At 42.6% G+C, this 14,775-nt stretch carries 13 protein-coding genes and 1 riboswitch; of the genes, 11 read left to right on the forward strand and 2 right to left on the reverse strand.

The window, feature by feature from the left end:
• The first annotated feature begins 7 nt into the window (after positions 1-7).
• Positions 8-1,075: an ABC transporter ATP-binding protein gene (locus A0739_RS05380; protein ID WP_000159801.1), complete on the forward strand. Its 1,068-nt coding sequence runs from the start codon at positions 8-10 to the stop codon at positions 1,073-1,075.
• Positions 1,076-1,085: 10 nt separating this feature from the next.
• Complete coding sequence (locus A0739_RS05385) at positions 1,086-2,015, forward strand: ATP-binding cassette domain-containing protein (RefSeq protein ID WP_001291310.1); 930 nt, start codon at positions 1,086-1,088, stop codon at positions 2,013-2,015.
• 88 nt (positions 2,016-2,103) lie between these two features.
• On the opposite strand, the gene A0739_RS05390 is transcribed toward A0739_RS05385, so the two are convergent.
• Positions 2,104-3,543 carry a TrkH family potassium uptake protein gene (locus tag A0739_RS05390; RefSeq protein WP_061587306.1) on the reverse strand — a complete coding sequence of 480 codons (1,440 nt, stop codon included), beginning with the start codon at positions 3,541-3,543 and terminating at the stop codon, positions 2,104-2,106.
• A 3-nt stretch (positions 3,544-3,546) separates the two neighbouring features.
• Positions 3,547-4,896 carry a Trk system potassium transporter TrkA gene (gene trkA, locus A0739_RS05395; protein WP_061587307.1) on the reverse strand — a complete coding sequence of 450 codons (1,350 nt, stop codon included), beginning with the start codon at positions 4,894-4,896 and terminating at the stop codon, positions 3,547-3,549.
• A gap of 400 nt (positions 4,897-5,296) precedes the next feature.
• Between trkA and A0739_RS05405 the strand changes: the two genes are divergently transcribed.
• From A0739_RS05405 to rplM, 9 genes are all read left to right on the forward strand, one after another.
• Positions 5,297-5,800 (forward strand): tRNA (cytidine(34)-2'-O)-methyltransferase, encoded by a 504-nt coding sequence (locus tag A0739_RS05405; RefSeq protein WP_044020211.1) that lies wholly within the window; start codon positions 5,297-5,299, stop codon positions 5,798-5,800.
• Between the two features lie 40 nt (positions 5,801-5,840).
• A riboswitch (FMN riboswitch) is annotated at positions 5,841-6,059 on the forward strand.
• Between the two features lie 153 nt (positions 6,060-6,212).
• Positions 6,213-6,776 carry an ECF transporter S component gene (locus A0739_RS05410; RefSeq protein WP_044020212.1) on the forward strand — a complete coding sequence of 188 codons (564 nt, stop codon included), beginning with the start codon at positions 6,213-6,215 and terminating at the stop codon, positions 6,774-6,776.
• The gene (locus A0739_RS05415; protein ID WP_061587309.1) at positions 6,766-7,416 is read left to right on the forward strand and encodes a phosphatase PAP2 family protein; all 651 of its coding nucleotides are present in this window, start codon (positions 6,766-6,768) and stop codon (positions 7,414-7,416) included. Before A0739_RS05410 ends, A0739_RS05415 begins: the two co-directional genes overlap by 11 nt.
• 27 nt (positions 7,417-7,443) lie before the next feature.
• On the forward strand, positions 7,444-7,863 hold the full coding sequence (locus A0739_RS05420; protein WP_061587310.1) for a hypothetical protein: 420 nt from the start codon (positions 7,444-7,446) through the stop codon (positions 7,861-7,863).
• A gap of 311 nt (positions 7,864-8,174) precedes the next feature.
• The gene (pheS, locus tag A0739_RS05425; protein ID WP_061587336.1) at positions 8,175-9,221 is read left to right on the forward strand and encodes a phenylalanine--tRNA ligase subunit alpha; all 1,047 of its coding nucleotides are present in this window, start codon (positions 8,175-8,177) and stop codon (positions 9,219-9,221) included.
• Positions 9,222-9,349: 128 nt separating this feature from the next.
• Complete coding sequence (gene pheT / locus A0739_RS05430; protein ID WP_061587311.1) at positions 9,350-11,755, forward strand: phenylalanine--tRNA ligase subunit beta; 2,406 nt, start codon at positions 9,350-9,352, stop codon at positions 11,753-11,755.
• A gap of 253 nt (positions 11,756-12,008) precedes the next feature.
• The gene (locus tag A0739_RS05435) at positions 12,009-12,902 is read left to right on the forward strand and encodes an ABC transporter ATP-binding protein (RefSeq protein WP_061587312.1); all 894 of its coding nucleotides are present in this window, start codon (positions 12,009-12,011) and stop codon (positions 12,900-12,902) included.
• Entirely contained in the window at positions 12,899-14,098 is a 1,200-nt protein-coding gene (locus tag A0739_RS05440; protein ID WP_061587313.1) for an ABC transporter permease, read from the forward strand. The genes A0739_RS05435 and A0739_RS05440 overlap by 4 nt, the downstream gene beginning before the upstream one ends.
• Positions 14,099-14,312: 214 nt before the next feature.
• Positions 14,313-14,759, forward strand: coding sequence for a 50S ribosomal protein L13 (rplM, locus tag A0739_RS05445; protein WP_001044624.1), 447 nt, complete (start codon positions 14,313-14,315; stop codon positions 14,757-14,759).
• The last annotated feature ends 16 nt before the right edge of the window (positions 14,760-14,775 follow it).

Consider the following 14,775-nt stretch of genomic DNA (forward strand, 5'->3'; position numbering starts at 1 on the left):
AGTAGACATGACAAAAGAAAGTAATGTAATTTTGACTGCTCGTGATATTGTCGTGGAATTTGACGTTCGTGACAAAGTTCTGACGGCTATCCGAGGAGTTTCTCTGGACCTGATTGAAGGAGAAGTTCTTGCCTTGGTAGGTGAGTCCGGTTCCGGTAAATCTGTTTTAACAAAAACCTTTACAGGGATGTTAGAAGACAATGGACGTATTGCCCAAGGAAGCATCGACTATCGTGGACAAGACTTGACCGCTCTTACTTCTAACAAGGAATGGGAGAAGATTCGTGGTGCTAAAATTGCGACCATCTTCCAAGATCCTATGACAAGTTTGGACCCAATCAATACAATCGGTAGCCAAATCACTGAAGTGATCGTTAAACACCAAGGGAAAACAGCTAAGGAAGCCAAAGAGATGGCAATCGACTATATGAACAAGGTCGGAATCCCAGATGCTGAAAAACGTTTTGAAGAGTATCCTTTCCAATATTCTGGAGGGATGCGCCAACGTATCGTTATTGCGATTGCCCTTGCCTGTCGTCCAGATATCTTGATCTGTGACGAGCCAACAACGGCTCTTGATGTAACCATTCAAGCACAAATCATTGATTTGCTTAAAACCTTGCAAAATGAGTACCACTTTACCATTATCTTTATCACCCATGACCTTGGTGTGGTAGCAAGTATTGCGGATAAGGTAGCGGTTATGTATGCTGGTGAAATTGTAGAATACGGTACTGTTGAGGAAGTCTTCTACGATCCACGTCATCCATATACTTGGAGTCTCTTGTCTAGCTTGCCTCAGCTTGCTGACGATAAAGGGGAATTGTACTCTATCCCTGGAACACCACCGTCTCTTTATACTGAGTTGAAAGGTGATGCCTTTGCCCTTCGTTCAGATTATGCGATGCAAATTGACTTTGAACAGAAAGCACCTCAGTTTTCAGTCACTGATACCCATTGGGCTAAGACTTGGTTGCTTCATGAGAATGCTCCTAAAGTTGAAAAACCTGGAGTCATTGCAGATTTGCATGACAAGATTCGTGATAAAATGGGCTTTGCTCATCTAGAAGACTAGGAGGAAGGAAATGTCTGAAAAATTAGTAGAAATTAAAGATTTAGAAATTTCCTTCGGTGAAGGAAGTAAGAAGTTTGTCGCGGTTAAAAACGCCAACTTCTTTATCAACAAGGGAGAAACTTTCTCTCTTGTTGGTGAGTCTGGTAGTGGGAAAACAACGATTGGTCGTGCCATTATTGGTTTAAATAATACTAGTAAAGGTGAGATCATCTTTGATGGTCATAAGATTAATGGAAAAAAATCTCATAAGGAATCATCAGACTTGATCCGTCGTATCCAGATGATTTTCCAGGACCCTGCAGCTAGCTTGAATGAGCGTGCGACAGTTGACTATATCATCTCTGAAGGTCTTTACAACTACCACTTGTTTAAAGATGAAGAGGATCGAAAAGAAAAAGTTCAAAAGATGATTCATGAAGTTGGACTTTTGAAAGAACACTTGACCCGTTATCCACATGAGTTTTCTGGTGGTCAGCGCCAGCGTATCGGGATTGCCCGTGCCCTTGTGATGGAACCTGATTTCGTTATTGCGGATGAGCCAATTTCAGCCTTGGACGTATCAGTGCGTGCGCAAGTCCTGAACTTGCTCAAGAAGTTCCAAAAAGAGTTGGGCTTGACCTATCTCTTTATCGCCCATGACTTGTCAGTTGTTCGCTTTATCTCAGATCGTATCGCGGTTATCTATAAGGGAGTTATCGTCGAAGTGGCGGAGACAGAGGAATTGTTTAACAATCCTGTCCACCCATATACTCAGGCGCTTCTATCTGCTGTACCGATTCCAGATCCAATCTTGGAACGCAAGAAAGTCTTGAAAGTTTACGATCCTGACCAACATGACTATGAGACAGACAAGCCGTCTATGGTGGAAATCCGTCCAGGTCACTATGTTTGGGCCAATCAAGCAGAACTTGCTCGTTACAAGAAAGTTCTTAAAGATTAAACAAATTAGGAGAGGACCGAAAGGTCTTCTCATTTTTAATAGAAAAATTCCCCTTCTACTAGCTTGTAAAAGGGGGATTGTATTGTAATTAACGTTTAGACCAGGTACGGTTCATAAAGAGCAGCAAAATTGGGTATATCTCTAAGCGACCTGCAATCATTGCAAAGGAGAGGAGGATTTTAGAGATGGGACTAAAGATGGAAAAACTCGAGGTTGTACCTAGAATAGGTCCGATATTGTTAAAACAGCTGAAGACCGCACTGGTTACGACTAGAAAATCATTGCTATCAAGACTGACGATAAAGATGAGAGAGAGAATAATCATCATATAGATAGCAAAATATTTCAGAATTTTGTGCTGGGTATCCTTATCAATCACAGTTTTATTGACGTGTAGAGTCAAAACACGGTGAGGAGATAAAGTGGACAAAATCTGATTTTTTGCGATTTTAGAGAGGATAAGTCCTCTGATCACCTTAAGACCACCTGCAGTTGAGCCAGCTGATCCACCGATTCCCATGAGGAAGAGGAGGATAAATTGGGAGAAGAGGGGCCAGTTGGTAATATCTCCGTAACCAAAACCTGTTGTCGTGATGATATTGGAAACCTGGAAGAAGGCCATTTCAACACTTTTAGAGACACCTTGATAGAGGTGGAGCGTATTGAGAGTAATCAAGCCTGTAGAAACTAGGACAATGATGATATATGCTCGTAGTTCTTCATCTCCAAAGAAAGCCTTAACCCGACGGAGCATGAGGTAGTAGTAGAGATTGAAGTTAACGCCAAAAACTAGAACTCCGATACTAACTAGATAGGTGATGAGTGAGCTACCGTAGTGGGCAATTCCGTCGTTATAGACGGTAAAGCCCCCAGTTCCTGCTGTTCCCATAGCGATGACAAAACTATCATAGAGAGGCATACCTGCTAGGCAGTAGATAACCACAAAAAGGGAGAAGAGAGCCAGATAAAGCAGATAGAGAATCTGGGCAGTGTTTTTTAGTTTGGATACGACCTTGCCAAAGACGGGTCCAGGGACCTCAGCCTTCATCACCTCCAAGTGACTATTCTTGGCATTGTCCATAATGGCAAGCGCAAAGACGAGCACCCCCATCCCTCCAATCAAGTGGGTGAAACTTCTCCAGAAGAGGAGGGAACGAGTGAGGACGGAAACATCGTTCAGAATAGTTGCTCCTGTAGTTGTAAATCCAGAACTGATTTCAAAGAAGGCATCGATGATGCTGGGGATTTGTCCTGAAAAGACAAAGGGGAGGCCACCAAAGAAAGACCATAGAATCCAACAGAGAGCAACAATTAAGACCCCTTCCTTGGCATAAATCCGCTGATTTTTCGGTTTCCGTAAAACGCCTAGACCACCGAGAAGGACTAAAATTCCAATCGTAGAAAAGAGAGCGATAAATACTTGACTGGATTCTTGGTAATAGATCGCTACACTAACAGGAACTAAGAGAAGAACAGCCTCAATCAAGAGAAGTTTTGAGAGGAGGTAACGAATCATACTTTTATTCATTTTTTACCTCTCAATCAAATCATAAATTTTGGTGATATTTGGCAATAAGGTCGTCACGAGTAACTTGTCTCCCACCTCAAGCATATCCTCTCCAGTAGGGAAGATTGTTTTTCCTTTTCGGATAATGGCTGCAATGAGAACCCCTTTTTTCAATTTCAACTGTGATAGAGGTTTGGCAGTCATTTTATTAGCTTCCTTGATTTGGAATTGGAGAGTTTCAATTTGACCATTTGCGAGATGGTGCATGGCTTGAAGATCTGAATACTGAGCGTTTACTCGACCACGGATAAAGTGCATAATGGTATCCACTGCGATGCTTTTTGGTGTGATGATACTCGAAAAATCAGGCGCGTGGATAATCTCTAGAAGGCTTGTTCGGTTGACCTTGGTGATATTCTTATGGACGCCAACTCGGTCAAGAAACATTGAGGTGATGATATTTTCCTCATCAACCCCAGTTAAGGTTGCGACTGCATCATAGTGGGGAGCACTTTCTTCCAGCAAAATGTCTTTTGCAGTTCCATCCCCTTGGACAATATAGAGATTGGGGAACTTTTCGCTGAAGAAACGAGCTCTTTCAGGATTGATCTCGATGACCTTGGTATCAATGCGACTGTCTTTTAAAATGCCGAGTAGATAATAAGCGATCTTTCCAGCCCCGACGATAAGCAAGCTTTTCACTGCACGAGATTTAAAATAGTTATGGAAAAGCATCATATCTACACGATTTCCCGTAACAAAAATCCTATCCTTGTCTTGGATAATAACATCACCGCTTGGAATCATCAGTTGATGATCTCTCTCCATGGCACAGACAATGACATTGCCAAACTTTTTACGGAAATCTGAGATTGGCATTTGACAAAGACCGCTAGAATCCTTGACAACAAACTCCATGAGACTGACCCGACCTCCAGCAAATCGTTCGACAGAGAGGGCATTAGGGAAATCAATGATATTTGAGATCGCACGCGCTGCCAGGAGTTCTGGGTTAACGATAAGTGAAAATCCAAGAATATTTTTCTCTTTAAAATAGGCATTAGAGTATTCAGGATTTCGCACCCGAACGATGGTTTCTTTAGCCCCCATTTTTTTAGCAAGTACCGCTGAAATCATATTCACTTCATCGTATTCGGTTAGGGCGATAAAGATATCGCACTCTTGAACACTGGCTTGCTCCAAGATGGCAAAGTCAGCACCATTTCCAAGGAGTCCTATGATATCAAAGCGACTGACAATGTGATTGAGGACAGCCTCATCTTGTTCGATGAGGACAACGTCATGGTTTTCTGCAACCAGTGAACGACAGAGGGCGAAACCAACTTTCCCTCCACCAACAAGGACAATTTTCATATAAAAAACCTACTTTTTCATGATGTAACTATCATACCCTTTTTTAGCAAAAAATGCACTTGCTAAGGCGATTTTTAGGGGAAGAAAGGCCTTTTTCAAGTTTTGAAGATACATTTGCTTAATTTCTATAACGATGTCTCCGATTTGAAGCGATTTGACTCTTTTACCATACCTTTTCAGAAAGGGAATGACCAAACATGAAAATATCATCAAAAAAAGTAAAAAAATCAAGTCGTTTCTATTGACAATGATTCTGAAAGTGTTATACTAAGAAAGTAGTTTCGCTGATTTACTTCAAACCTGTTGTGAGGTAAGTTAACGATGCCTTAACCACGCTGTTTGCTGAGCTTGACTCCGGGCAGTGTGGCTATTTTTTTGCAATGATAAAAGGAAACCCGTAATGACAAATCACATTGTATTATTTGAACCTCAGATTCCACAAAATACAGGTAACATTGCGCGTACTTGCGCTGCGACCAATTCTCCCCTTCACATCATCAAACCGATGGGATTTCCGATTGATGATCGCAAGATGAAGCGGGCTGGTTTGGACTACTGGGATAAGTTAGAGATTTATTTTTATGACAGTTTGGAAGATTTCATGTTTCGAATGAAGGGCAAAATCTATCTGATTTCAAAATTTGCGGAAAAGGTCTATTCTGAAGCAGATTTATCGACGGATGAGGACCATTATTTTCTCTTTGGACGTGAAGACAAGGGTTTGCCTGAGGACTTTATGAGAGAACATCCTGAGAAAGCACTCCGTATTCCTATGAATGATGAACATGTCCGCAGTCTCAATGTGTCTAATACCGTCTGCATGATTGTTTATGAAGCACTCCGTCAGCAAAATTTTGCAGGTCTTGAGCTTGTTCACACCTATGAAGCAGATAAATTGAAATAATCAAAATGCTTGCACTTGCAAGCGTTTTTTGTTATGATAAAGGGGTCTTCAGGGCTGGGTGAGATTCCCGACCGGCGGTAAATTTGACTAGCTATTTTAGCTTTCTCGTCGTTGTCTTGTCTCGATATACTTTAAGTATTATCTTCGACTGCGACGCCTAGATAAATCTAAAATATCTTGGCCAAATAAGTCCGCGAGCGCAAGCTGATGTGGTGCGATTCCACAACCGACAGTATAGTCTGGATGGGAGAAGACGAAAGAATAGCTTTGTCTGTTCTGATGAGTTTATAGATAAATTGCAACCGCTTGCTCAAAAGAGTGAGGGGGAACTTTTGGGATATAAAAAGTGAGAATAGATAGAGGGATCCTTTCCAACTTCTTCTGATTTTATAGAAAATTGGAGGAACCTGTTATGACAAACACACGTCGACTTTCGACCATTGCGATTTTATCAGCCATTTCATTTGTGCTGATGTACTTTGACTTTCCGCTCTTGCCAGCGGCGACCTTCCTCAAGATCGAGTTTAGTATCTTGCCAGTCCTTGTGGGCTTGGCGGTGATGGATTTGCCTGCTGCTCTAGGGATTCTCTTGCTGCGATCACTCTTGAAGTTGCTTCTCAATAGCCAAGGAGTGAACACTTACATTGGCTTGCCAATGAATATTGTAGCCTTGGGAGTTTTTGTTATCGCTTTTGGTTTGATTTGGAAAAAGGAACGCAGCACCCTTCGTTTCCTACTAGCATCTCTAGCGGGAACGGTCGGCTTGACTGCGGCTATGTTGATTCTCAACTATGTCTATGCTGTTCCTTTGTACGCGCAGTTTGCCAACTTTGATATTGGAAAAATTTTGGGACTTTCCAACTACCTAATGACCATGGTTTTACCTTTTAACTTGATTGAGGGTATCATCTTTGCCGTTTCATTCTGGTTGTTGTACGTCCTCTTGAAACCAACCTTAAAACATTATGAGAGATAAGCAAACATTTTTAATGAAGGGCAGTTTTGCCCTTTTACTTTTCGTCCTTCTTGGCTATATGGTTAAGTTCTATCCTGAAACACTGGTCGGTTTTGATCAACCAATTCAGACTGCTCTTCGTGGGGATTTGCCAGATTATTTGACGGTTCTGTTCCGTGCCCTTACGCATTTGATTGATATCCCAGTAATCATCACCTGGGTTGCCATCGCAGCCTTTATCTTTTATCGTAAGCAGTGGAAGATAGAAAGCTACTTCATGGCGGGTAATCTAGCCTTAGCCGGTCTTTTAATCGTGACCTTTAAAAACATCTACCAGCGCCCACGGCCAGCCATTTTACACTTGGTAGAGGAGAAGGGATTTTCTTTTCCAAGTGGCCATTCTCTGGCAGTGACGCTGATGGTAGGTACTCTGATTGTCATTCTCAGTCAACGGATTAAAGATCCGGTTTGGAGAAAAGTTGTGCAAATTGTCCTTGGCTTCTACCTCGTCAGTGTGCTTCTATCTCGGGTCTATCTGGGAGTTCACTACCCATCAGATGTGCTTGCCAGTTTCTGTGTGGGCTTGGGAGTCTTGTTTATCGAATTTCCTTTCTATGACAAGCTTCGCTTCCAATGGCGATTTAAAGGTAAGCAGAAGTGAGTATCAAATTCCTTTGAGGAGAAAGAGATGAGAGTCAATATAACAGATCTCCATCCGACTCAACTATACTTATCAGAAAAGAAGTTACAAGATATCCAGACGCTTTATCAGTCGGCAGAAATAATCAATATTGCTCCAATCAGTGTTCTTGCATTCGGAGACTGCTTGCTGATTACAGACGGGCATCACAGGGCTTATCAGGCTTTATTGGCAGGTAGGGATACAATTTCTGCTGAGTGGGATAGAGATGGTGGCGATGAACTATATCATCTCTATGCGCAAGCTTGCGAGGAAAGAAAGATTTACTCTGTTCTGGATTTAAAAAAACATATCGTATCTCAAGATGAGTATGAAGCAAAATGGTATAACTGGTGTGATGGTTTTAATCAAGCAGCAACTCTTTTATTGAAAAGGAAAGCAGATGGAACAAATCCTAAAAATAGGTAATGCATTATGTCTTGTTCCTTTTTATATTGAAATTAGTCTAATCTAACTTGTTTTTTAACTAAAAATCTGATAAACTAAGTAGTAATTGAATAGGAATCTGCAAGACTAGTATCTCAGGAGAAGTATATCAGGGAGGAGAGCCGTGACTGAAAGCTCTCTATATGAAAGCTGGGTGAATTCACTTGCCTATGGATTCAGAAATAAAGGTCTGACTTGTCAGATAAAAACGGATGGTACCGCGTGTCAACGCTCCGAGTGGAGTTTTTGGCATGTGGTTTTCTTTTTATCTACGAGAGACTGATGGAGGAATTATGTCAACTATTGAAGAACAATTAAAAGCGCTTCGTGAAGAAACGCTAGCTAGCTTGAAGCAGATTTCTGCTGAAAATGAAAAAGAGCTGCAAGAATTGCGCGTCTCTGTCCTTGGTAAAAAAGGTTCCCTTACTGAAATCCTGAAAGGGATGAAAGACGTTTCTGCAGAAATGCGTCCAATCATCGGGAAACACGTCAACGAGGCTCGTGATATTTTGACAACTGCATTTGAAGAATCAGCTAAGCTCTTGGAAGAAAAGAAAGTGGAAGCTCAACTAGCAAGTGAGAGCATTGATGTTACGCTTCCAGGTCGTCCAGTTGCGACTGGTCACCGTCACATCCTCACACAAACTAGTGAGGAAATTGAAGACATCTTCATCGGGATGGGTTACCAAGTAGTGGATGGTTTTGAAGTAGAACAAGACTACTATAACTTTGAACGTATGAACCTTCCAAAGGATCACCCAGCTCGCGATATGCAGGACACTTTCTATATCACTGAAGAAATCTTGCTCCGTACTCATACGTCTCCAGTTCAGGCGCGTGCCATGGATGCCCATGATTTTTCGAAAGGTCCTTTGAAGATGATCTCACCAGGACGCGTTTTCCGTCGTGACACGGACGATGCGACCCACAGTCATCAATTCCACCAAATCGAAGGCTTGGTTGTAGGGAAAAACATCTCTATGGCGGACCTGCAAGGAACGCTACAGTTGATTGTGCAAAAGATGTTCGGTGAAGAGCGTCAGATCCGTCTGCGTCCATCTTATTTCCCATTCACAGAGCCATCTGTTGAAGTGGATGTTTCCTGCTTCAAGTGTGGTGGAGAAGGCTGTAACGTATGTAAGAAAACAGGTTGGATCGAAATTATGGGTGCCGGTATGGTTCACCCACGTGTCCTTGAAATGAGTGATATCGATGCGACTGTTTATTCTGGCTTTGCCTTTGGTCTTGGACAAGAGCGTGTAGCCATGCTCCGTTACGGAATCAACGATATCCGTGGATTCTATCAAGGAGATGTCCGCTTCTCAGAACAGTTTAAATAAGATTGAAACCTGAAACACAGTCCTATACAGTCGCTCACATTTCATATAGTTAAAAAAGAAATGACTGACTCGAAGAAAAAGAAAGGAATTGAAAAGATCTTACTTGGTGGGATCTTAGAATCAGAATTATGTTAGTATCTTATAAATGGTTAAAAGAGTTGGTGGACATTGATGTGCCATCACAAGAGTTGGCTGAGAAAATGTCAACTACAGGGATTGAGGTCGAAGGTGTCGAATCACCGGCTGCCGGTCTCTCAAAAATTGTCGTCGGTGAGGTCTTGTCTTGCGAAGATGTGCCAGAAACACACTTGCATGTCTGTCAGGTTAACGTTGGCGAAGAAGAAGCCCGTCAGATCGTTTGTGGTGCACCGAATGTACGTGCTGGGATCAAGGTCATGGTAGCTCTTCCAGGAGCTCGTATCGCTGACAACTACAAGATTAAAAAAGGGAAAATCCGTGGTTTGGAGTCACTTGGAATGATCTGTTCCCTTGGTGAATTGGGAATTTCTGACTCTGTTGTGCCAAAGGAATTCGCAGATGGCATTCAAATCTTGCCAGAAAATGCCGTTCCAGGTGATGAAGTCTTCTCATACCTAGACTTGGATGATGAAATCATCGAGCTCTCCATCACGCCTAACCGTGCGGACGCCCTTTCTATGCGTGGGGTTGCTCACGAAGTAGCAGCTATCTATGATAAGGCAGTTAACTTTAAAGAATTTCCCTTAACAGAAACAAATGAATCTGCAGCAGATGCTCTTTCTGTAGGCATTGAGACAGACAAGGCACCTTACTATGGGGCTCGTATCTTGGACAATGTGAGCATCGCACCAAGTCCACAATGGTTGCAAAACCTCCTCATGAATGAAGGCATCCGTCCAATCAATAACGTAGTGGACGTGACAAACTACATCTTGCTTTACTTTGGTCAACCGATGCACGCCTTTGACTTGGATACCTTTGAAGGAAGCGAGATTCATGTGCGTGAAGCGCGTGCTGGTGAAAAATTGGTGACCTTGGACGGTGAAGAACGTGACTTGGAAACAAATGACCTAGTCATCACTGTCGCAGACAAGCCAGTAGCCCTTGCAGGTGTCATGGGCGGTCAAGCAACAGAAATCTCTGAAAAATCTAGTCGTGTTGTCCTTGAAGCAGCTGTCTTCAATGGCAAATCCATCCGCAAGACTAGCGGACGCCTCAACCTTCGTTCGGAGTCGTCTTCTCGCTTTGAAAAAGGCATCAATGTGGCAACTGTTAATGAAGCCCTTGATGCGGCAGCAAGTATGATTGCTGATCTTGCAGGTGCGACGGTGCGTAAGGGCATCGTTTCAGCAGGAGCGCTTGACACTTCAGATGTAGAAGTATCTTCAACTCTGGCTGACGTCAACCGTGTCCTTGGTACGGAACTTTCATATGCTGATGTGGAAGATGTCTTCCGTCGTCTTGGCTTTGGTCTTTCTGGCAATGCAGAAAGCTTTACAGTCAGCGTACCTCGTCGTCGTTGGGATATCACCATCGAAGCGGACCTCTTTGAAGAAATCGCTCGTATCTATGGTTATGATCGCTTGCCAACCAGTCTTCCAAAAGATGACGGTACAGCTGGTGAATTGACTGCGACACAAAAATTGCGTCGCCAAGTTCGTACTATCGCTGAAGGAGCAGGACTGACTGAAATCATCACCTACGCTTTGACTACTCCTGAGAAAGCAGTTGAGTTTACAGCTCAACCAAGTAACCTTACAGAACTCATGTGGCCAATGACAGTGGACCGTTCTGTTCTCCGTCAAAATATGGTTTCAGGTATCCTTGATACAGTTGCCTACAACGTAGCACGTAAGAATAAAGACTTGGCTCTTTATGAGATTGGAAAAGTCTTTGAACAAACTGGTAATCCAAAAGAAGACTTGCCAAATGAGATCAACAGCTTTGCCTTTGCCTTGACAGGTTTAGTCGCTGAAAAAGACTTCCAAACGGCAGCTGTTCCAGTTGACTTCTTCTATGCCAAAGGAATTTTGGAAGCCCTCTTTGCTCGCTTGGGTCTTGAAGTGACCTATACAGCAACCTCTGAAATCACTAGCCTCCACCCAGGACGTACAGCCTTGATTTCACTCGGCGACCAAGTTCTTGGTTTCCTTGGCCAAGTGCATCCAGTCACTGCCAAGGCTTACGATATTCCAGAAACTTATGTAGCGGAGCTCAACCTTTCAGCCATCGAAGCAGCGCTTCAGCCAGCTGCTCCATTTGTGGAAATCACCAAGTTCCCAGCAGTCAGCCGTGACGTGGCTCTACTCCTCAAGGCAGAAGTCACTCACCAAGAAGTTGTAGACGCTATCCAAGCTGCCGGCGTGAAACGTTTGACAGATATCAAACTCTTTGACGTCTTCTCAGGTGAAAAATTAGGACTTGGTATGAAGTCAATGGCTTATAGCCTAACCTTCCAAAATCCAGAAGATAGCTTGACGGACGAAGAAGTAGCACGTTACATGGAAAAAATCCAAACTTCTCTCGAAGAAAAAGTCCATGCAGAAGTGCGTTAAATTTTCAATCCATCCTTCGGGGTGGGTTTTTAAATTCTTAAAATGCCAGTTCAGGAATAAAAAGCGACAGTTGAGGAAAAAGTCCTCCCAGATAGTCTTTAATGAGTTATACTAAAGCTATCACTGGAGCGCTTAAAAAACCTTAAATTTGGCAGGTTTTTACTATAAAAAATCACGATAAAAATGGATACAAATGATTGTAAAGGCTATCAAAAAGGAGTATAATAAGTGCAACATATTTCGGAGGTGGAAGATGCTAGAAGTAAGAAATCTAGAGAAAAGTTTCGGTTCCAAGCAAGTCTTGTTTGGTGTCGATTTTCAGGCAAGTCCAGGACGAATTCTAGGACTGGTCGGAAAAAATGGTGCTGGGAAAACAACGATTTTCCACAGTATTTTGAAATTTTTGGAGTACCAAGGAGAGATCAGTCTGGATGGGCAGGATATTCGTCAGGAAACCTACGCTCGGATTGGTTATTTGCCTGAAGAACGCAGTCTCATGCCCAAGTTGACCGTCCTTGAACAAGTTCGCTACTTGGCGACTCTAAAAGGTATGGATGCTAAGGAAGTCAAGGAAAAACTCCCTCAATGGATGGAAAAATTGGAAGTGAAGGGCAAATTGACCGACAAAATCAAGAGCCTCTCCAAAGGGAATCAGCAGAAAATCCAACTGATTATTACTCTAATCCATGAACCAGACTTGATTATCCTGGATGAGCCTTTTAGTGGTTTGGACCCAGTCAATACCGAGTTGCTCAAACAGGTCATCTTGAAAGAGAAAGAGCGTGGTGCAATCATTATCTTTTCTGACCATGTCATGACCAACGTCGAGGAACTTTGCGATGATATTCTGATGATTCGAGATGGGCGTGTGGTCTTGCATGGACCAGTTCAGGATGTCCGTAATCAATACGGGAAAACACGTCTCTTTGTTTCAAGTGAACAAAGCAAGGAAGAACTGGAAAGTCTTCCTCATGTCAAACAGGTGAGCTTGACTAAGCAAGGCAGTTGGAAATTAATCCTAGATGATGAGAACGCTGGAAGGGAACTCTTCCCCATCCTCACTCAAGGTCAATATATTGCGACCTTTGACCAACAGGCTCCAACAATCGATGAAATCTTTAAACTAGAATCAGGGGTGGAAGTATGAGAAATATGTGGGTTGTAATGAAGGAAACATATCTTCGACATGTCAAGTCCTGGAGTTTCTTCTTTATGGTGATTTCGCCGTTCCTCTTTTTAGCCTTATCTGTAGGAATCGGCTATCTCCAAGGGTCTTCTATGGCCAAGAATAGCAAGATAGCAGTAGTAACAACTGTTCCATCTGTGGAAGAAGGGCTAAAGGGTACCAATGGTATCAACTTTGATTATCAGGATGAAGCCAGTGCCCAGGCTGCTATCAAGGATGAGAAAATCAAGGGTTACCTAACCATTGACCAAGAGGATAGTGTCATCAAAGCCGTTTACCATGGTGAAACTTCTCTTGAAACAGGCATCAAGCTAGCAGTAACCAATAAGCTCAACGAACTGCAATACCAACTCAATCGCTCGGCGGCTAATTTGTCCCAAGAGCAGGAAAAACGCCTGGCTCAAACTGTTGACTTTACCGAGAAGATTGATGAATCCAAAGAAAATAAAAAGATGGTCCAAACCATTGCTGCTGCGGGGCTTGGTTTCTTCCTTTATATGATCTTGATCACTTATGCTAGTGTTACTGCTCAGGAAGTGGCTAGCGAGAAAGGAACCAAAATCATGGAAGTGGTCTTCTCTAGTATCCGAGCTAGTCATTATTTCTACGCTCGCATGATTGCCTTGCTTCTTGTGATTTTGACTCATATTGGCATTTACGTAGTGGGTGGACTTGCTGCGCTACTTCTCTTCAAAGACTTACCATTCTTGGCAAATTCAGGTATTCTAAAACATCTGGGAGAAGCCTTCACAGTCAATACCTTATTATTCATCTTAGTGAGCCTCTTTATGTATGTAGTTTTGGCAGCCTTCCTTGGTTCCATGGTTTCTCGTCCTGAAGATGCCGGTAAGGCCTTGTCACCATTGATGATTTTGATTATAGCAGGCTTTATGGGGGTAACAGCCTTGGGCGCTGCAGGAGACAATTTGGTTTTGAAAATTGGGTCTTACATTCCCTTTATTTCGACCTTCTTTATGCCATTTAGAGCCATCAATGGTTATGCAAGTGATTTAGAGGCCTGGATTTCACTAGCGATTACAGTCGTTTTTGCAGTGACTGCAACAGCCTTTATCGGACGCATGTATGCCAGCCTAGTCCTTCAGACAGATGACTTAGGTCTATGGAAAAGCTTTAAACGTGCCCTGGCTTACAAATAGTAGTAGAAACCTCGTTTTCACGAGGTTTTTGTGATATTTTAAAGGTCAAATCGGGAAAATTATTTTTCATATCTATTGACTTTTAGTAGTAAAATTTGGTATGATAGTAGACGGTATTGTTTACCCCATTTGTAAGGCCCCGGAACCTTTCAAATACCCCGCGGACCGGAACATCCGCCCTGTAAACAAAAACGATATTCATATAGGAGAAATCATGAACAAAACTACATTCATGGCTAAACCAGGCCAAGTAGAACGCAAATGGTACGTTGTTGACGCAACTGATGTACCTCTTGGACGCCTTTCAGCAGTTGTTGCTAGCGTACTTCGCGGAAAAAACAAACCAACATTCACACCACACACTGATACAGGTGACTTCGTAATCGTTATCAATGCTGAAAAAGTTAAATTGACTGGTAAAAAAGCAACTGATAAGATCTACTACACTCACTCAAACCACCCAGGTGGATTGAAACAAATCTCTGCTGGTGAACTTCGTTCTAAAAATGCAGTACGTTTGATCGAAAAATCAGTTAAGGGTATGCTTCCACACAATACTCTTGGCCGCGCTCAAGGTATGAAATTGAAAGTATTCGTTGGAGCTGAGCACACTCACGCTGCACAACAACCAGAAGTTCTTGATATTTCAGGACTTATCTAAGGAAAGGAACAATAAA

The sequence above is a fragment of the Streptococcus oralis genome, assembly GCF_001588645.1.
GTDB classification, from domain to species: Bacteria; Bacillota; Bacilli; order Lactobacillales; family Streptococcaceae; genus Streptococcus; species Streptococcus oralis_AB.

Coding starts and splice junctions, on each gene's coding strand:
- trkA (WP_061587307.1), bottom strand. CDS start 4,896: ATGAAAATTGTCCTTGTTGGTGGAGGGAAAGTTGGTTTCGCCCTCTGT.
- rplM (WP_001044624.1), top strand. CDS start 14,313: ATGAACAAAACTACATTCATGGCTAAACCAGGCCAAGTAGAACGCAAA.
- A0739_RS05440 (WP_061587313.1), top strand. CDS start 12,899: ATGAGAAATATGTGGGTTGTAATGAAGGAAACATATCTTCGACATGTC.
- A0739_RS05405 (WP_044020211.1), top strand. CDS start 5,297: ATGACAAATCACATTGTATTATTTGAACCTCAGATTCCACAAAATACA.
- A0739_RS05435 (WP_061587312.1), top strand. CDS start 12,009: ATGCTAGAAGTAAGAAATCTAGAGAAAAGTTTCGGTTCCAAGCAAGTC.
- pheS (WP_061587336.1), top strand. CDS start 8,175: ATGTCAACTATTGAAGAACAATTAAAAGCGCTTCGTGAAGAAACGCTA.
- pheT (WP_061587311.1), top strand. CDS start 9,350: ATGTTAGTATCTTATAAATGGTTAAAAGAGTTGGTGGACATTGATGTG.
- A0739_RS05380 (WP_000159801.1), top strand. CDS start 8: ATGACAAAAGAAAGTAATGTAATTTTGACTGCTCGTGATATTGTCGTG.
- A0739_RS05410 (WP_044020212.1), top strand. CDS start 6,213: ATGACAAACACACGTCGACTTTCGACCATTGCGATTTTATCAGCCATT.
- A0739_RS05420 (WP_061587310.1), top strand. CDS start 7,444: ATGAGAGTCAATATAACAGATCTCCATCCGACTCAACTATACTTATCA.
- A0739_RS05390 (WP_061587306.1), bottom strand. CDS start 3,543: ATGAATAAAAGTATGATTCGTTACCTCCTCTCAAAACTTCTCTTGATT.
- A0739_RS05415 (WP_061587309.1), top strand. CDS start 6,766: ATGAGAGATAAGCAAACATTTTTAATGAAGGGCAGTTTTGCCCTTTTA.
- A0739_RS05385 (WP_001291310.1), top strand. CDS start 1,086: ATGTCTGAAAAATTAGTAGAAATTAAAGATTTAGAAATTTCCTTCGGT.